Here is a 19,479-nt window from a genome sequence, read left to right as displayed (position 1 = left end):
AATAAGAGAGCTATTAATTGGTGCTAATCCTTAATTGGGGCAAATTTAAAAACTCGACCTTCACGAGCACATTCTATTGATAAGCTCTTATAGTTAGTTTGTAAGTACTGTTCTATTTCTAATAATTCGGTATCAGAACGCGCGGGATCGTGACTAATTACAGCTATATTTTTAACGTCAGCTCTTACTGCAAGTTCAGCAACTTGGTTTATTGTACTGTGCCCCCAGCCATGCTTTATTGGCATGTCATCATTAGTAAACTGGGCATCATGTATTAATAAGTCAGCACCTTTTATAAACTGTGCCCAATCATTTACACTTGTTTTAACTTGCCCTGGTGGGTTGAGTTCATTGTCGGTAACGTAAGCTATTTTTACTCCATTTGCATTTACGCAATATGCAGTGCCACCGCCAGGATGGTTTAGTGGTGCTGTGGTTACAAAAAAGTCGTTCACTGTGAAGCTTTTTTGTGAAGAGCGCTGGGTGTTCAGCGTAATATTTGCAGGCAAATCTTGATGCTTAACTGGAAAGTAAGAACCTTCCATTTGTTTTAAAATTGCATTCTTACTAGCTGTGTCGTCAACATCACCTACTGTAATAGTAATTTTACGATCAGCTTGGTATATAGGCTTAAAAAAGGGAAAGCCTTGAATGTGATCCCAATGATTGTGTGTTAGTAGAATATTTATAGGGTTTGTATTTTTTAATAAGCGCTCACCTAGCTCTACTATACCGGTACCTGAGTCTAAAACTAAGCTTTGTCCATTACTCTGCTCTATATATACACAAGAAGTATTTCCACCAAAAATATGTGTTTTTCTGCCGGGCGAGGGCATAGACCCTCTAACTCCAAAAAATTCAACTCTCATATTTAAGGCTTAACTCCATCTGCGTAGAAATCAAACTTAGACACACTTACATTGTTAGATGTGCCGTCAAAACACGTACTGCTAAGCACAACTTGAGCATCAGTTTGTAAAAGCATAGATGTAAATTGATGGGTGCTATCGCATTGTTCAGCTTGATAATAGCCAAGGGCATTTGGGCCAAATAAAGTGTCTAGTGTGCCGTCAGCTAAAATACGTGCAATCATGCCTTTTGATTCACTCATACCAGATAAAACTATATTGCCTGAAGTATCTAACGCTGCGTCGGTAACTTTAGTATCGGAGCTTGGTGCTAATTGGTATTGGCCCACACCACTCGCGGCAAAGCTTGGATCTTCGTTACCCTCAGGGGCTAATTTAATAATAACTGCTTGATTAGGCGTTGTGCCCTCGTTTGCAATTAAGTAAAGGTTTCCTGCGCTATCGGCCAATACTTTTGTAGCGCTATCAGTTATATCTGCAGTGATACGGGTGTCAGTATAAGTAAATATTTCATTAGCATCATCGTCTATTTTTAGCATTATTAATTGTGAATCACTCCCTGATACTTGTTTACCGGCTATAAATATATCTTTATTTATATCTATATATAGCGTTTCAAAAAACTCATCTATATTGCCGTAATAAGCTCCGCTTGCGCCAAAGCTATTCTCTAATGTGCCATCACTTTTTAACATAGTCGCAAATGAGCGGGTAACACTTAATACACTAGTTGAAGTGCCTACAGCAACTATATAGCCACCGCTATCTATAGCTACATCAGTAAAGTTTATATCGCTATTAAAAATACCTACCGAAGTGTAAATACCCTCTGTAGCAAAGCTGTCATCTAAGTAACCATCTTGGTCTACTTTTGCTATAAAGCCTTCTTCCGTTAAACCATTTATTTGCGTACCAGCAATGATGATACTGCCATCACTAAGCTCTTTTAATGTAACGGCTTTAAACGCTACATTTATGTTGAGTGCCTTAATTCCATCAATGCTAAAGCTTGTATCAATAATTCCAACACTCGTATAACGGGTTAAAACCAGCTTATTAGTAGCATTAAATTGTACAACAGAGGCACTTAAATATTTATTAGCTTGAGCACCACTTTTGAGTTGCAACATGTTCATAGATAAATCATTTGAACTCACAGTCAAATTATTCAAGCTCGTATAACCATTTGTTGAAAAGTTAGTAAACAGGCTTGCGTCATTAGTTATTGAGGTTATAAAAGGCTCATTAGTTGAATCGTTAAATTTACCAGAGAGCCATACGCTATCATTTTCATCAATAGTAATAGCGTTAGCGGATTGATGGCTAATTACGTTTGAGATTATATTAATGCCCGAAGCACCGTAACTAGCATCAAGCTCTCCGTCACTCACTGATACGCGCGCAGTAAACAATTGCTCTTTTTGAGCTGTATCACTGGCATCAACTCCTGTAGTGCCCGAAAGTATTAGCTGATTACTCATAGAAGCATATTTTACGCCGGTAATAATTGCGCCGCCGTCACCGGCACCAGAGTCTCCATCAATATTATAAATCGCGATACCTTCATCGCCGATATTCTCATCAATATCGCCATTGCTATCAACAGAGATCATTACGGCTTCTTTTTCACCTGATGAGCGAGTAATATAACCCCCTAAATAAGCAGTAAAATTAACCGCATCTACGCCGCCAATGGCAAGTAGCTCATCGTCACCCTCTTCATCAGATAAGTCTATTATAAGCGCATCGCCAGAATTAAAGCTTCCGCTATTGTTGCCATCAGGAATAAGATATCTAACTGTTACATCTAAATCGTTTTCCTCACCTATTGCACTACCTATAACAAGTAGATTTGAGTTTCCAAAATTTCTAATAGCATGCGACTCGTCATCATCGTTATTGCCGCTGACATCAACAATACCGGGGCTTCCAGACTCAAAAGCGAGAGTAGAGATATCGTATTTAAGAAATAAACTGTCTTTGTCTGAGCCATTTACCGAATAGCCCACACCTTGCACTTTATTATCTGTGAACTCTAGGTCGTTTATTACAGACTCGCTTGCAAGTGTTGTACATTTAGTACCTGAATTGCCGTCACCTGAATTTGCACTAACAATACCTGTCGCACTCATTTTTAATAAACACGCTTCTGTTTCTGTTCCATTAAAGCTTGTGTAGCCAATAAATAGCTCACCATTACCAGAGATGATAGCAGTGCCTTTTTCATCTTCCCCTAGGTCAATAGTTTTAAAACCGGTGCCATTAAATGCAGTGTTTACATCACCTGCATTTGTGTAAGAGGCAACAATAATATCTGCGTCTTCATTGTTATTGTAACCAACAAAATAAAGGTTGGTATTAAGCTCGATACTATCGTTAAATTCACCATCAGAAAAAACACGAGAAAGGTCTATTTGTCCACTAAGAGGGCGCCCAAATGTGTCATCTTCCACCGGAATTAGCGGATCGACTTCATCAGTAATATTTACAGTAACAGTGATTGTTGTCGTTTCATTTGGGGAACCATCATCTGTAATATCAATATTTACAGAGTGTTGTGTAGCCGTTTCATAATTGAAAGGGCGTGTACCATTTACGCTCAATGAACCACTGGTGCTGTTTATATTAAATAGCCCTGTTTCACCACCACTTAAGCTATAACTAAGGGTGTTATTTTCAATGTCGGATGCAGCTATAGTACCAATTGTTTCATCGTCAATTGCATTTTCTCCAATTGAAAATGTTTGGTTTATCGCAATGGGTGCATCATTCACCGGTGTAATAGTAATGGTTAAATTACCTTGCACATCATCGGTACCATCACTTAATGTGTACGTTACTGTTGCTGCATTTTCGTTATTTAAGTCTGGGGTGTATTTAACTTGGTTACTTTCAATACTGACTGCGCCTATATCGGCGATTACTGCAGTTAATGATAGAGTATCACCTACATCAGCATCGGTATCATTACTTAATACATCAATAATTGTCGCTGGTGCATCTTCATCTAATGTCACACTATCAGCGTTAGCTATCGGTGCATCATTCACTGGCGTAATTGTTATAGTTAATACACCTGTAACAGACTCTGCGCCATCACTTAAGGTGTAATTTACAATTGCTTGCCCGTTAAAGTCGGCTTCAGGTGTGTAAACAACACTCCCCCCAGAAACTGTGACTGTGCCATTTACAGTGTTTGCATCGCTAATAGAAAGTGCATCGTTTTCTACATCAGTATCGTTACTTAGTACATTTATATTTGTTGCGGTAGCATCTTCTAAAATAGTGGCTGTATCTGCGCTAGCAACCGGTGCATCATTCACTGGCGTAACCGTTATAGTTAACACACCAGTGGCTGTGTCTGCGCCATCACTTAGCGTGTAATTTACAGTTACTTGGCCGCTAAAGTTTGCTTCTGGTGTAAAAATAACATCATTACCTGAGCTTGAAACCGAGCCAGAACTTGCATTTACTGCACTGATAGAGAGTACATCGCTTTCAGTATCAGTATCGTTACTTAGTACATTTATATTTGTTGCGGTAGCATCTTCTAAAATAGTAGCAGTATCTGGGTTAGCAACAGGTGCATCGTTCACTGGCGTAACCGTTATAGTTAATACGCCTATGGTTGACTCTACACCATCAGTTAGGATGTAATTTACTATGGCTTGCCCATTAAAATCGGCTTCAGGTGTGTAAACAACACTCGCCCCAGAAACTGTGACTGTGCCATTTACAGTATTTGCATCGCTAATAGAAAGTGCATCGTTTTCTATATCAGTATCGTTACTTAGTACATTTATATTTGTTGCGGTAGCATCCTCTAAAATAGTGGCAGTATCAGTGTTAGCAACCGGGGCATCGTTCACTGGGGTAATCGTTATGGTTAGCACACCAGTGGATGACTCTGCGCCATCAGTTAGGATGTAATTTACTATGGCCTGCCCGTTAAAGTCTGCATCTGGGGTATAAGCAAGGTTACTTCCCGCGACAGAGACCGACCCTGTAGTTGCACTTGCCGAACTAATAGACAGAGAATCATTTTCTACATCGGTATCGTTGCTTAATACATTAATGTTAGTGGTTGTGGCATCTTCTAAAATAGTGGCTGCATCTGAATTGGCTATAGGTGCATCGTTAACTGGTGTTATTGTTATGTTGAGCGTGCCGGATGTAGCGGCATCTCCATCACTAACTGTGTAAGTCACTATTGCAGTGCCATTGTCATCAGCTTCAGGAGTATATTGAACCTGATCTCCCACAACTACAGCGCTGCCTATATTAGCTGAAACAGTCGTAATGGTCAGCGAGTCAGCTTCGGCATCAGTGTCATTGCTCAAAACATTAATGCTGGTAGGAGAGGCATCTTCTAAAATAGTGGCAGTATCAGTGTTAGCAACCGGGGCATCGTTTACTGGCGTAACCGTTATAGTTAGCACACCAACAGTCGACTCTGCGCCGTCAGTTAGTGTGTAATTTACTATTGCTTGCCCGTTAAAGTCTGCATCTGGGGTATAAGCAAGGTTACTTCCCGCGACAGAGACCGACCCTGTAGTTGCACTTGCCGAACTAATAGACAGAGAATCGTTTTCTACATCGGTATCGTTGCTTAATACATTAATGTTAGTAGTTGTGGCATCTTCTAAAATAGTGGCTGCATCTGAATTGGCTATAGGTGCGTCATTAACGGGTGTAATTGTAACTGTTAACGTACCAGTAGTACTTGCTATGCCATCTGTTAAAGTATAACTAATTGTTGCGGTGCCATTTTCATTAGCACTAGGCGTATATTGAATTAGGTTGTTTAGGATTGCCACATTACCAATATCACTCACAACTGAGCTAATATTTAAGCTGTCACCATCTATATCTGTATCGTTGCTGAGCACATTTATTAGCGCTCCCTGAGTATCTTCAGCAATTGTAATACTATCTGAATTAGCCACTGGTGCATCGTTGGTTGGGGATATAGTTATTTGTAAATTGGCACTCGCACTAGCTCCGTTACCATCTGATATTGTATAAGAAACAATTGCTACTCCGTTACTATTCGGCGTTGGCGTATATTCTATTTTATTCTCAACAACAGAAGCCATGCCTAGTTCCGTAACAGCACGTGTAATTGTTAAGTTATCACCATCTATATCGCTATCGTTAGCGAGTACATCAATTAATATAGGTGATGCATCTTCTATCATTGAGGCGCTATCTGAGGTGGCTATAGGCGCGTCATTTATAGGTATAATTGTCAGTCTTACCGTTGCAGTACTTGATTGCGGCGCATCATCTGCAATTCCATCAGAAATTGTATAGCTTAGAGTGACTTCACCAAAGTAATTAGGCTCGGGTGTATATTCAATACTATTATTTACAATCTGCGCTGTGCCAACAGTATTTGTAATGTTTATAAGTGTAATTGTATCGCCATTAGCATCAGTATCATTCTCTAATACATTTAATATTGTGCTAGGGCTGTCTTCAGCTAACGTATACTGATCATCATTAGCTTTTGCTGGAGAGTTTGAGCCTGTTTTAGTGAGTATCACTTGTGCGGTGGCTGCTAAGCCTTGCTCATTAGTAACTGAATAAGTAAAACTATCTACATCCAATGCATCTAAATTTGGCTCATAAGTAAATGAGCCATCATTACTCAGCGTTAGTGTACCACTTTGCACATTTACAACTGGGGTCGTGTTAATAGTTAGTCCGCCAGACTCTATATTTACATCATTTTTCAGTAAGCCATTTTCAGCTGTAATACTGAGAGTTTGATTATATTGAAATTGATACTCGTCATTCTGCGCAATCGGGTTATCTGGCGTGCTATTAATTGTAAGTGTTGCCGTTGCCGTTGCCGTGGCGCCTAATGTATCAATTACTTGGTATTGAAATTCATCAATTCCATAATAATTAGGATCAGGGATGTATGAAAAGCTCCCATCTGTGGCTAAAAATAATTGGCCATGAGCGGGTGAAACTAAATAAGTATCATCAATAATAAAGGTGTCGTTATTAGGATCCGTATCGTTCGCTAGTAACCCTAGCGCAGCGTCAACAACAAGTGTGTTGTCTTCATTAACACTATAGCTATCGTTAGATGCAGAAGGCGGACTATTTTGATCTAAAGGATTGATTGTTACATCTGCAACTGCCTGAGCACCTTGAGCATCAAAAATACGGTATTGAAAACTATCAGTGCCTTGCATGTTGGCGCTTCCTGTATATTCAAAGCTACCATCTGTATTGAGTGTTAAGTTACCTTTAAGAGGAGAGGTTACAGGTGTTGTATCAACGGTAAGTGTATCAAGATCAATGTCGCTATCATTGGCTAATAAACCAGGAGCTGTGACAAATAAAGTACCGTCGGCGTTTATGTTATAGGTGTTATCAAGTGCACTTGGTACATCATTTACAGCATTTATAGTTATTTCTACAATACCTGTATCTGTCAAACCAAGCTCGTTAATTACGAGGTAACTAAAAGCATCAATACCATTAAAATTAGCGCGTGGAGTGTAAGTAAATTCGCCGCTTGAATTTATTATAACACTGCCATGTTGTGGGCTGACTAATGCAGTAGTATTTACTGTAAGATCGCCTTGGTATTCATCTGTATCATTAGTTAATACATTATTTAGCAGCGCTTGGTCTTCATTAACTTCAAATTGATCGTTAAATGCTTTTGGAGCAAAGTTTAAGGTACCACCTAAAGGAGCGATATTTATTACTTCAGCAAAGCCACTTTCGCCACTTCCATCAATTCCGGTGATTAAAATTTGATAGCTTTTATCAGTTAAAGTATCGCTAATGCTAAATGTTGTTCCAGATAAACCTAAAAATTGTTGGCCGTTTTCTAAATCATTTATATTGATTGTCGTAACGCCCGCTTCAGTCGCTAAGTAGACGTTATAACGGTTTAAGTTTTCATTTTCCTGCCATGAGAGGTTTATATTTTGTTCATCTCGCTGTGCAGTAGTACCTTCAATTTTATAAGGTTGCCAACTTACAGTAATAGCATCGGCCAGTACTTGGTTATTAAGGTTATCAGTGATCCATATTTCTAGGCGTAAATCACCTGCATCAATGCCATAAAAATAAGGGCTAAGTCCTATTACTGATTGCTCAAAATCAGTACCACACTCTTGCGTACATATAGGCAAGCTTTTATTAACGCTTGGAAGCACTAAATTTACTGCGTCTATACCGTCAGGGTCCGATACGCCAAGTAAAAAGGTAATATTACCTTGTATTATTTCATTTAGTTGAGAAAGGGTAATAGTAGCCTGAGAATTAGCTACGTTTGAACCTACAACACCTCTATTTGTAGAAACAGCACCAGAAACCAGCACTTTAGTTGTGATAGTTTCACCAGTAACACCCGTTAGGTTAATTGTGTTAATTGAGGGAGTCGGAGACTCTTGACCTTCAGGTGTTGGTACAGACTCTTGTTGAGCTGCCTCCTCAGAGGAGCCGCCACAAGCACTTAGCAAAAAAACCATTAAACCGAGCAAAAAAGGGTTTTTTGCTGTCATTCTACGTACTCCAATAAAAAGCTTTATATTCTATTCTGTTAGGGCTCTAATCTAAAAGAACCTGAGGAATTTACTGCGGGGTTACTTATTTCATTAAGGTTAAAATCACCAGTGATAGTATCTATATCATTTAAAAAAATAGCATCAATTTCACCCACTGCTTTATTGTTATTATGTGAGGCAAAAGTAACGGCCAAATCTAATTTGGTTAAATCAATAAAGCCACTATAAGCAGCGTACCAATTTCCGCCAGCATCATTAAAACTTATTTCTCCGTCAGGAACAGTACCGTTGTCAAAGTCGACTGACATAGACATAGAAAAATCACTTACTTCACCTAAACTTGATGAAACGTCAAAACTAGATGCTTGATAGTTATAAATACCTTGTCGTTGAGCTATTTGATCAATTAAAGCAGCATTACTAACCGCTTGAAACTGTTGCTCTGCGTATACATCTGCAAGTAAAGTATCGGCATCTTCATTATTTTCTGAAGCGCTATTTTCTGCTATTTGATCCTGTTCAGCTTCTGATTCATCATTACTGTTAATAGAGGCTATACTCTGAGTAAAAATAGCGGGTGCTTGAGTGGTCTTAATTACATCCCCTACAGAAGTTACTTGTGCAAAAGAAAACGCCTCATTACTACCAAGAGATAAAATACTGTTGTCTTGTAAAGTAAGGTCGATAGCACCATCCCATACTGCAACATACATATCACCATTTACTAGCTGTAGTTCAAAGTGTGTACCACGTATACCAATAGAGCCTACTGGCGTTTTAACATTATAAGAACCACCGTTCTTTTTTATAACGCCCGAAATAGAACGTAACCCACCTTTAATTAGCTCTATTGACGCAGAGCCTTGTTGCGTAGCCGCATCAAATTCATAGTTGGCAATATTTAGTACTGAATTTTCTTTTAAAGCAATTAAGCCACCATCAGACATCGAAAACTGAGCCTTACTTTTTTCACCAGTCGTTATTTTGTCTACACCATATACAGTGTCGCGGCGCTTTAAGGATCTTTGCTGCTCGGAGGTCGCATCGGTTGCTACTACAGCACCTCTTGCTAAAATAGTTTTGCCAGCAGCTGTGGTATTAGCTTGCGAGTAGAAACTCACACAAAGTAAGGTGGTTAATACTGGGATTAAATGTTTCATAATTACCTTAAATTAAAATGAGTAACTAGCGCTTAAATTAGTATCAAAGCGGTCGTATTCAAACAGCGAAATATCACTTGTTTTATCTTGATAGTTTAATGCTAACTGCAGTGCTAAGCTTTTATTAATCAGGTATCGTAATGAGCTTGAAAGTATTAATAAGTTATCATCGCGATCTTGCATAAATAGTGGGTGCTCATCTTGATATTCAATCCACTGATAGCCAGTTTGAGCTGATAATCGCCATTGCTGAGCAAGTAATGCGGTTACCTGGTAGTAAATCCCATTAATATTTCTCGCATTAAAGTCACCGTCATCAATACTAGCAATTTCGCTCTTATGGCTTGCGCTAACACTCTGCAGCCACCTACTAGACATGTAACTAGCGCCAATATTGAGTGAATAAAAAGAGTTGTCTAACTTTTCATCAAACGAATTGTTCATATCACCCAGAGTTAATGCACCAAACAGGCTCAGCTGTTTATCTATTTGGTAGCTAGCTCCGCCAGTTAATGTTGTTTCAGTTCTGTATAGATCGCCGTCTAATAATAAAGGGGTAACACCGGCCTGCACATACCAGCGAGTATTGTCTATCTGGTGCTGATAGCGAGCAGATAAATGAGTATTTATACGATCGTATTGTGATAGCTCATTAAATTTATACCAGTCAGTATTTATACCTATAGATAATGAACTTTGTTGATCAATCGGATGTGAGTAACGCCCTTTGTAATTTAGCTTTACATAGTTGTCGTTGGTACTTTTACTATCAGAAGAAAGTAAAAACTCACCTAAATTAGGAATTAAAATAGTATCTTCTGATGTACCCGCATTAACGTTATCATCAACACCATAAGCAAGCTCAATACTTTGGTTAAACGAGCGTGCAGTAGTGCGTTGTTTACGTTGAGATATATTTAATAAAGTTTGCGCAGCCGTTTTCACTCTATCTGACGAAGTCTTAGTATTTATTATAACTAAAGCTTGAGAATTCGCTGCCGGTAAATTATTTGCCGCAATATACGATTTAATTAAATATAAACGTGCCTCATACCATTGAGGTTTGTCTTCAACGACTCTTTCAAATGCAAATACAGCGGGGGCCGATTCACCTGAATTAAGAGCTGAAATTCCCAACAAATAATCGAAATCAGGTTCACCTAAATATTTATAATTTTTTTGACTGTTTTTATATGCTTCCGCATACTGTTTATTAGAAATTAAATACTGTAATTCACCTAATAATTTTACATAAGAAACATTGTCTTGAGCTTTAGCGTTTAAACTATGCAAAGCAAGGTAACTAAGTAATAAACTAAAAATAAGGTGCTTGATCATGCCGGTGTGAAAATCCTATAAAGGTGAACTAGTACTAAAAGCTTTTATACCCATCCGCAATAATACTTAATTATTTTGCGGGGCTAAACGTGTCGCTAACTGTGTTAAAAAATTCTCATTTAGAGCAACTAAATAGCGAATTTTTTGCCTAGCTATCAATACGTTTTTCCATCCTCAAAATAGATCACTTAATTAAGCGAATTGGTATTAAACTATAACCAAGGTAGCACTTTCCATTTATATGTAAAGCAGATTGGGTGGTTATTAAATAAATGTAAATAGTTAGTTTGGTTTAAACAACTTAGAAATAGCTTAACGATTTGCTGAAAAATTTTGTAGAGTAAGATTTTTAGTTTTTATTTTAGATAAATGCAAAGGAGGGAAAAAATGGGGCGATTGACGGGGCTTGAACCCGCGACAACCGGAATCACAATCCGGGGCTCTACCAACTGAGCTACAACCGCCACTACAACACCTTGTTTGGTGTGGCGCGCATAATACATAAAATAATAAACCTTGGGAAGCCCTAAAAGCTAAAATTAATAAAAAAACTAAAAAAAGAACAACAAACATCTTAAGTTCATAAATAATAAGTAGTATGCGCTGCGAATATATTGGCTAAAAAATCAAAAAACACCATGTTTATAGTATTAATTTACTATTTTATGAGAATGAATTGTAAATTAATGTATAATCATGTCTGGAAAAAAACGCTTAAAAAATAATTTGGAGTAAATATGGATTCAGTACTTAATTGGCTTAATGATAACTCAGGCCTAATTTTACATTATGGTATTCAAGCTGTTGTAGCGCTTGTTATATTTTTAATTGGTAGTCGTGTTGCTAAATTTTGTTCTAACTTAACTGAAAAAGGTTTTGCTAAAAAGAAAGTAGACAAAGCTGTCGGTTCATTTGTTGCAAGCATAGTATTTACACTTGTGTTTGCTGTAACAATTTTAATGGCGCTTTCGCAGATTGGTATTGAAACAACCTCATTTATTGCTATTTTAGGTGCCGCGGGCTTAGCTGTTGGTTTAGCACTTCAAGGGTCGTTATCTAACTTTGCATCTGGCGTATTAATTATTTTACTTCGTCCATTTAAATCAGGTGAGTTTGTTGAGGCTGGTGGTAAAATGGGTACTGTTAAGAAAATCGAAATTTTCTCAACTGAGTTACGCACTCCAGATAATAAAGTAATCATTGTTCCTAACTCTCAAATTATGTCGGGAGCTATTACTAACTTCTCGAGAGAATCTACACGTCGTATCGATTTAGTTATTGGTGTTGGCTACGATGCTGATTTACGCCAAGCAAAAGAAGTATTAAAATCAGTATTAGACGCAGAAACTCGTTTACTTAAAGATCCAGCTTATACAGTCGCTGTTAATGAGTTAGGTGATTCTAGCGTAAACTTTGTAGTTCGCCCTTGGGTTAACTCTGCTGATTACTGGCCAACATACTGGTCATTAATGGAAAATATTAAAATAGCATTAGACGATGCAGATATTTCAATCCCATTTCCACAAATGGATGTTCATTTACACAAACAAGACTAATTTTTAGAATCAAATAGGTTATTTTTAATGAAATTGAAGTTTTTAACACTTTTAGTTGCAGCATCTGCTGCAACTAACGCATTCGCTGAAGACGCAGAGAGAAAAACGTGGGAAGTAACTAGTGAAGTAGGTGCAATCATCACTAGTGGTAATACTGAAACAACTACCTTAAAAGGCGGTCTTAAAGTATTACATAACCTAGAAAATTGGAATAACGAGTACAAAATCGACGGCATCTATAAAGAAGATGAAGTAGAAGATGACAACGGCGATAAAGACAAGCAACGTACTAACGAAAAGTACTCTGCATCGGCGCAAGGTAATTACAAATTAAATGAAAAGAATTCTCATTTATTCATTTATGGTTCACACGTTTCAGACTACTTTGGCGCGTATAGAACAGAATCTGTAATTTCTGCTGGTTACGGCTTACGTTTAATTGACCAAAAAAATATGTGGTTAAATGCGGAGTTTGGTCCGGGTTACAAGTTTTTTGAATACTCAGACGATAGTACTCAAGTAGACGACAACGGCAACCTACTTGCTGGCGAAAGCGACAGTGAAGTAATTGCTTTAGGTAAGCTTGATTACAATTGGCAGATTTCTGAAAGCGCACGTTTTACTCAATTAGTGGCTGTAGAATACGGTGACTCGAATACTAAAACACGCTCAGAAACTGCGTTACTTGCTAAAATAAACGGATCATTACAAATGAAAGTTGCTTTTAATGTGACCAACAACTCAGACGTTGCTGATGACGAAGAAAGCACTGACACTGAAACTTCATTAACGCTGGTTTACAGTTTTTAACCAAACTAACTAGTTTAATGACATTTAAGTGACAAAAGGGACGAAAGTCCCTTTTTTATTTATTCAAATTTAATGTATTATAGCCACCAATTTTGGTTGTAGACCTAGGGATATACCTACTCGTGAAAGTTTTTACACAATTTATTAGTGCTTTTATTCTACTTTGTAGCTTTAGTACGTTGGCTTTTACGCCGACGGCTTCACAAATTGAGCAGTTTAAAAAATTGCCAAAAGCCCAACAAGAAGCGCTAGCTAAGCAGTATGGTGTGGATATTTCTACAATCACCGGTGCAAATCAGTCAAATGAAGAAAATGATAAAGAACAAAAATCAACTATAGGTGAGCGTCCTGAAAAGGAAGAAGAAGATTTAACGGACGAAGAACGTTTCAAGCCAAAAACTGATGAATTAAAACCATACGGTTATGAGTTATTTGCAGGCGAACCTACAACCTTTATGCCAAATGAAAATGCGGCAGTACCTGATACCTATATAGTAGGTGCAGGCGATCAATTAAAAATAAATTTTTACGGTAAAGAAAGTGACAGTTTTGATGTAACTGTTGACCGTGAAGGGCGTATAAATATTCCAGATTTGAGCCCTGTAGAAGTTGCAGGCTTAACCTTTGCCGAAATTAAAGAATTAATTAAAGTTAAAGTTGAACAAGAAGTCATAGGCGTAAAAGCTTTTGTATCACTTGGTCAACTTCGTAGTATGCGTATTTTAGTACTTGGTGAAGCTTATAAGCCCGGAAGCTATAGCGTATCGTCTTTAACTACTGTATCTCATGCTTTATTTGTAAGCGGTGGTGTGTCAGATATTGCTTCTCTTCGTAATATACAGGTTAAGCGCGCAGGTAAAGTTATTACTAACTTCGACCTTTATGATTTACTGATCAAAGGTGATAGCAGTAACGATATAGTTTTAAAATCTGGCGATGTTGTTTTCGTACCTCCTGTAGGAGCTCAAGTTAGAGTTGAAGGCTTAGTTAAGCGCCCCGCAATATTTGAACTAAAAAAAGGCGAGACTGCAAAGCAATTATTAACTATGGCGGGTGGTCTTAAACCTGGAGCTTACGCTAAAAATGCATTAGTGGAACGCTTTAATTTTGAGCGCAAAGAAGTGCTATCTGTCGATTTTTCAAAACCTCAAATAAACTACATTCCTCAAGATGGCGATCGAATTCGTTTTAACTCTATTAGTGCACAATACCAAAACTCAATTAGCCTAATCGGCGCTGTTGCGCGCCCGGGTAACTACCAGTGGCATCAAGGTAAACGTATTTCTGATGTTTTAAAATCAGTGCGAGGCGACTTATTGCCACAAGCGGATTTGAGCTATGGCTTAGTGATTCGCGAAATAAATATTAATGGTGATATAGAAGCGCATCAATTTGATGTAGCCCAAGCGATAATAAAGAATCCAGAGAATAACTTAACGTTAAAAGCGAATGATAAAATAATCGTATTTAGCCGCTTTGAAGAAAAAGAAGCTGAAAAATCGGCACTTTCTAATATGGCTTTAAGCCAAGAACAGCAAGAGCAACAGTTAAAGGCTGAACAATGGCATACATATCAGCAAAAAGAATTTGAAAAATACATTGGTATAAATCAAGAAGAGGAGTTTATTTTTGAAGAAAATAAAGCTCTTACACTCGCTGAAATGTCAAAACGCAAAGCTAAAGAAGAAGCAGAGCAAGAACTCAAGCCTGAAGACTACGCTTTATTCAGCCGCCACAATTTACTAGCCCCACTTATTGCAAAATTTAAACAACAGGCTTCTGTTAATCAGGCTATTCAGCTTGTAGAAATTAACGGCAACGTTACATTCCCTGGAGTGTATCCGTTAATGATAGGCGGTGAAGTACGTGATTTAGTAACAGCTGCTGGCGGGTTGTTAGAGTCTGCTTACGTAAAACAAGCAGAAATCACCCGAATTGTTGAAAGCGATGGCTCCAAAATAGAGCACTTACGCTTAGATTTAGAAAGCGCGATGCGAGGCGACCTACAAAGTAATATCACATTACAAAGTAAAGACAGCATTAACGTGTTTGCTATTCCTAATTGGCAAGAAAACGTAAAAGTAGAACTTAAAGGTGAGCTTAGATTTCCTGGTACATACACAATCCGTCGCGGCGAAACATTAACAGAGCTATTAGAGCGCGCAGGCGGTTTCTCTGAGTTTGCAGAACAAAAAGCAGCTATATTCACCCGCGCTTCGATTAAAGAGCAAGAGCAGCAACAGCTAGCCCGCTTATCTACAGAGCTACGCCGCGATATTGCATCAAAAAGTTTTCAAAATTCAGTAAGCAGTAATTCACTTTCATATGATGAAATGAATAAGCTGTTGAATGATTTAGCAAGTGTTGAAGCTGTAGGGCGCTTAGTTATCGACTTACCACTTATTGTCGAAAATAAGCAAAACTTAGTCCTTCAAAACGGTGATATTTTATATGTACCAAGCAAACGTGATTCAATTAGTGTAATTGGTGAAGTTAATTACTCGACCTCACATTTGTATAAAACTGGCGTGAGTGTTGATGACTACATTGATCTGAGCGGTGGCCTTAAAGAACGTGCTGACGAAGATAGTATTTACATCATTAAAGCAAATGGCTCGGTGAAAATTCCAAATACAGGTGGCTGGTTTGCAGCTAATAATTCAGAGCAATTAGAGCCAGGCGATACAATCGTAATTCCAATGGATGCAAGTCATATGGATAAGCTGACATTATGGAGTACTGCAACGCAGATTATGTATCAATTAGGTGTAGCGGTTGCTGCGATAAGTGGCATTTAATAAAGTTAGGCTTTACTAAGCCACTATTAAATATCTTGAATTAATAGCTTTAAATTAAGGCTATTAATTTTATTTTGATAGCTGATAGCTGATAGCTGATAGCTGATAGCTGATAGCTGATAGCTGAAATTACGAGATTCACATGGTTCACGATTTAAAAAATACAAGACACCTGAATGAGAATAGCTCTACTTATGTTGTTTCTGATGATGAAGTTAATTTGACAGAGCTATTTCAAATATTATGGAAGGGTAAATGGTTAATTATTTTAATTACAGGCATGGTTTCTATTGCGTCTGTATTTTACGCATTAAATCAGCCTAATATATATAAATCAGAGGTGTTGTTGACAGCAGCTGAACAAGAGCAAAGTGGTGGACTAAGCGCTCTTGCAGGTCAGTTTGGTGGGATCGCGAGTTTGGCTGGGGTAAATTTGGGTAGTAGCGGTACAGTTAATAAAACGCAATTAGCATTAGAGGTTTTAAAGTCGCGCCAATTCACATCAAATTTTATTCAAAAGCATAATATTTTACCTGATTTAATGGCTAATAAATCATGGGATCCTGTGAATAATATAATTAAGTACGACCCAGAAATTTATAATAAAAAAGAAGATTTATGGTTAAGAAAAGTGCAAGCACCATTAAAGGCTAAGCCATCAATGCAAGAGGCTTATAAACAGTTTAGCAATTTACTCTCCACTGATATGAATAAAGAAAGTGGAATGATTACAATATCTATTGAACATATGTCACCAGTAATTGCGCAACGTTGGGTTAATTGGTTGGTTGAAGATATTAATGCTGTTATGAAATCTAGAGATGTACAAGAAGCTAATAAAAGCAGTGAATTTTTAACTAGGCAATTAGGGCAAACTAAAGTTGCTGATATTCGTAGTGTATTATACAAGCTAATAGAAGAGCAAACCAAGACAATTATGTTTGCGAGCGTTCGTGACGAATATGTATTTAAAACAATTGACCCCGCATTAGTTCCTGAGCAAAAATTTAAGCCTAAACGTGCGCTGATTTGCATATTGGGTTTTCTTTTTGGAGGTGTCTTAGGTGTAGCTATAGTGCTAGTAAGACACTTTTTAAAGAAAAGTAATGAGCTTTAGTCTTTACCCGGTAGCAATTAAATGACCAAAAATTGATTTGGAAATAGTTAAATAAAATACCTTTTGTTATAGATACAAAAGTATATTGAAATATTTTAAGGAACTTATTATGTTAAACAAAAAAACAGTTTTAATTACAGGTGGCACAGGGTCGTTCGGTAAAAAATTTATAGAAACTATTCTAGCGCGTTACCCTGATGTAAAAAAAATAATCATCTATTCACGAGATGAATTAAAGCAATCGATTATAAAACAAAAATATCCAGCCTATGACTACCCTCAACTACGCTTTTTTATAGGCGATGTTCGCGATAAAGAGCGCTTAACACAGGCGTGTGAAGGTGTTGATGTAATTATCCATGCAGCGGCAATAAAGCAAGTAGACACCGCTGAATATAATCCAACAGAATGTATTCGTACTAACATAGATGGTGCTGAGAATGTCATTCATGCTGCGTTAGCGTGTGGTGTTAAAGATGTTGTTGCCTTATCAACAGATAAAGCGTGTGCCCCAATAAATTTATACGGTGCAACAAAACTTGCCTCAGATAAGTTGTTTGCTGCTGCTAACAATATTCGTGGCTCTAAAGATATTAAATTCAGTGTTGTTCGCTACGGCAATGTGATGGGCTCTCGAGGCTCCGTTATCCCTTTCTTTTTAGAAAAACGCAAAGAAGGCATCTTACCAATAACGCACAATGAAATGACACGCTTTAATATCTCGCTTCAAGATGGCGTTAACTTAGTGATGTTTGCATTAGGTAATCATTTAGGTGGTGAGATATTTATTCCTAAAATCCCATCATATAAAATTTTAGATATCGCTGAAGCTGTAGCTCCTGAGTGTGAAACACGCGATGTTGGTATTCGCCCGGGTGAAAAACTACACGAAGAGATGATTACAGACACGGACTCATTAAATACAATTGACTTGGGTCCTTACTATGCAATATTACCGTCGGTATCGTATACCTACACTGAAGATGAGTACATTGCACACCATAAAGCTGAAAAAGTACCGTTTGGTTTTAAATATAACTCTGGCACAAATACAGAATGGGAAACAGTAGAGGGTTTGCGTAAACTTATTATTGATCATGTAGATCCATCATTTGAAGTGCAAGGCTAACAAAATGATACCGTATGGAAAGCAAGATATAACTCAAGCAGACATTGACTCTGTTGTAAGTGTTTTAAAGTCAAGCTTTTTGACGCAGGGGCCACAAGTTCCAGCTTTTGAAAATGCACTTATGAAAGCGACCGGTGCGGATCACGCACTTGCCGTTAATAGTGCAACGTCAGCTTTGCATATTGCTTGCTTGGCCCTTGAGTTAGGTGAAGGAGATATATTATGGACGACTCCTATCACGTTTGTGGCTTCAGCTAATTGTGGTTTATATTGTGGTGCCTCGGTAGACTTCGTTGATATTGACCCCGCGACTTACAACCTTTGCCCAAAAGCATTGGAGCAAAAATTAGTACACGCTAAAAAAGAAGGTGTATTACCTAAAGTTGTAGTTGCTGTACATTTATGCGGTCAACCATGCGATATGAAAGCCATCCATGCGTTATCAATACAGTATGGTTTTAAAATAATTGAAGATGCGTCACATGCAATTGGTGGGCGTTATTTAGAGCAACCCATTGGCTCAAGTGAATACAGTGACATCACCGTGTTCAGTTTCCATCCGGTAAAAATTGTTACCACGGCTGAAGGTGGAGCAGCTTTAACAAATAGTAAAGCGCTTGCTGATAAAATGGCGCTTTATCGCAGTCATGGAATAACACGTGATGAAGCATTAATGGAAAATGCTTCACATGGTGGTTGGTATTATGAGCAAATTGATTTGGGCTTTAATTACCGCATGACTGAGCTGCAAGCTGCACTTGGTGTTTCGCAAATGAGCCGCTTAAGTGAGTTTGTATCTGCACGCCACCAACTAGCCGCACGTTATTATGAAAAGTTAGCTGGGCTTCCTATAACTTTACCTTATCAATTAGCAAATACATATTCAGGCCTACATTTATACGTTATTCGTTTAAAGCTAAATGAAATTAGTAAAACACATAAAGCAGTGTTTGATGAGTTGAGAGAGCAAGGTATTGGTGTGAATTTACACTACATACCAGTACATCTTCAGCCTTACTATCAAAAAATGGGCTTTAAGCAAGGCGATTTCCCTAACGCAGAAAGCTACTATAGTAATGCTATTTCATTGCCGATGTTTCATGGTATGAGCTATGAACAGCAAGATGAAGTTGTAAGTAAATTAACACGAATATTAGAAGTTTAATT

10 protein-coding genes and 1 tRNA gene are annotated in these 19,479 nt (G+C 37.9%); 6 read left to right on the top strand and 5 right to left on the bottom strand.

Features of this window, described 5'->3' with window-relative positions:
- Positions 1-23: 23 nt before the first annotated feature.
- From CWC11_RS09580 to CWC11_RS09560, 5 genes are all read right to left on the bottom strand, one after another.
- Positions 24-869, bottom strand: a complete 846-nt coding sequence (locus CWC11_RS09580) for an MBL fold metallo-hydrolase (protein WP_171038413.1) — start codon at positions 867-869, stop codon at positions 24-26.
- 2 nt (positions 870-871) lie between these two features.
- A complete protein-coding gene (locus CWC11_RS09575; RefSeq protein ID WP_138682512.1) occupies positions 872-8,401 on the bottom strand; it encodes a beta strand repeat-containing protein in 7,530 nt (2,509 codons plus the stop codon).
- Positions 8,402-8,439: 38 nt separating this feature from the next.
- Positions 8,440-9,564: a FecR family protein gene (locus tag CWC11_RS09570; RefSeq protein ID WP_138682511.1), complete on the bottom strand. Its 1,125-nt coding sequence runs from the start codon at positions 9,562-9,564 to the stop codon at positions 8,440-8,442.
- 12 nt (positions 9,565-9,576) lie between these two features.
- Positions 9,577-10,902, bottom strand: coding sequence for a surface lipoprotein assembly modifier (locus CWC11_RS09565; protein ID WP_138682510.1), 1,326 nt, complete (start codon positions 10,900-10,902; stop codon positions 9,577-9,579).
- Positions 10,903-11,290: 388 nt separating this feature from the next.
- A tRNA-His gene (locus CWC11_RS09560) sits at positions 11,291-11,366 on the bottom strand.
- Between the two features lie 273 nt (positions 11,367-11,639).
- Here CWC11_RS09560 and CWC11_RS09555 point away from each other — a divergent pair.
- From CWC11_RS09555 to pseC, 6 genes are all read left to right on the top strand, one after another.
- Positions 11,640-12,458 (top strand): mechanosensitive ion channel family protein, encoded by an 819-nt coding sequence (locus tag CWC11_RS09555; RefSeq protein WP_138682509.1) that lies wholly within the window; start codon positions 11,640-11,642, stop codon positions 12,456-12,458.
- Between the two features lie 27 nt (positions 12,459-12,485).
- Positions 12,486-13,268 (top strand): DUF481 domain-containing protein, encoded by a 783-nt coding sequence (locus CWC11_RS09550; protein WP_138682508.1) that lies wholly within the window; start codon positions 12,486-12,488, stop codon positions 13,266-13,268.
- 122 nt (positions 13,269-13,390) lie between these two features.
- A complete protein-coding gene (locus tag CWC11_RS09545) occupies positions 13,391-16,066 on the top strand; it encodes an SLBB domain-containing protein (protein ID WP_138682507.1) in 2,676 nt (891 codons plus the stop codon).
- A gap of 142 nt (positions 16,067-16,208) precedes the next feature.
- Entirely contained in the window at positions 16,209-17,183 is a 975-nt protein-coding gene (locus tag CWC11_RS09540) for a Wzz/FepE/Etk N-terminal domain-containing protein (protein WP_138682506.1), read from the top strand.
- 109 nt (positions 17,184-17,292) lie between these two features.
- Entirely contained in the window at positions 17,293-18,312 is a 1,020-nt protein-coding gene (gene pseB / locus CWC11_RS09535; protein ID WP_138682505.1) for a UDP-N-acetylglucosamine 4,6-dehydratase (inverting), read from the top strand.
- Positions 18,313-18,316: 4 nt separating this feature from the next.
- Positions 18,317-19,477 (top strand): UDP-4-amino-4,6-dideoxy-N-acetyl-beta-L-altrosamine transaminase, encoded by a 1,161-nt coding sequence (gene pseC, locus CWC11_RS09530; protein ID WP_138682504.1) that lies wholly within the window; start codon positions 18,317-18,319, stop codon positions 19,475-19,477.
- The last annotated feature ends 2 nt before the right edge of the window (positions 19,478-19,479 follow it).

Origin of the sequence: Pseudoalteromonas sp. S3178, assembly GCF_005886985.1 — a bacterium.
Lineage (GTDB): Bacteria > Pseudomonadota > Gammaproteobacteria > Enterobacterales > Alteromonadaceae > Pseudoalteromonas > Pseudoalteromonas carrageenovora.
This window is presented reverse-complemented; position numbering and strand designations above follow the sequence as displayed.

Bases quoted from the DNA above. Each gene is read 5' to 3' on its own strand.
- CWC11_RS09580 (WP_171038413.1), bottom strand. From the start codon at position 869: ATGAGAGTTGAATTTTTTGGAGTTAGAGGGTCTATGCCCTCGCCCGGC.
- CWC11_RS09575 (WP_138682512.1), bottom strand. From the start codon at position 8,401: ATGACAGCAAAAAACCCTTTTTTGCTCGGTTTAATGGTTTTTTTGCTA.
- CWC11_RS09570 (WP_138682511.1), bottom strand. From the start codon at position 9,564: ATGAAACATTTAATCCCAGTATTAACCACCTTACTTTGTGTGAGTTTC.
- CWC11_RS09565 (WP_138682510.1), bottom strand. From the start codon at position 10,902: ATGATCAAGCACCTTATTTTTAGTTTATTACTTAGTTACCTTGCTTTG.
- CWC11_RS09555 (WP_138682509.1), top strand. From the start codon at position 11,640: ATGGATTCAGTACTTAATTGGCTTAATGATAACTCAGGCCTAATTTTA.
- CWC11_RS09550 (WP_138682508.1), top strand. From the start codon at position 12,486: ATGAAATTGAAGTTTTTAACACTTTTAGTTGCAGCATCTGCTGCAACT.
- CWC11_RS09540 (WP_138682506.1), top strand. From the start codon at position 16,209: ATGGTTCACGATTTAAAAAATACAAGACACCTGAATGAGAATAGCTCT.
- pseB (WP_138682505.1), top strand. From the start codon at position 17,293: ATGTTAAACAAAAAAACAGTTTTAATTACAGGTGGCACAGGGTCGTTC.
- pseC (WP_138682504.1), top strand. From the start codon at position 18,317: ATGATACCGTATGGAAAGCAAGATATAACTCAAGCAGACATTGACTCT.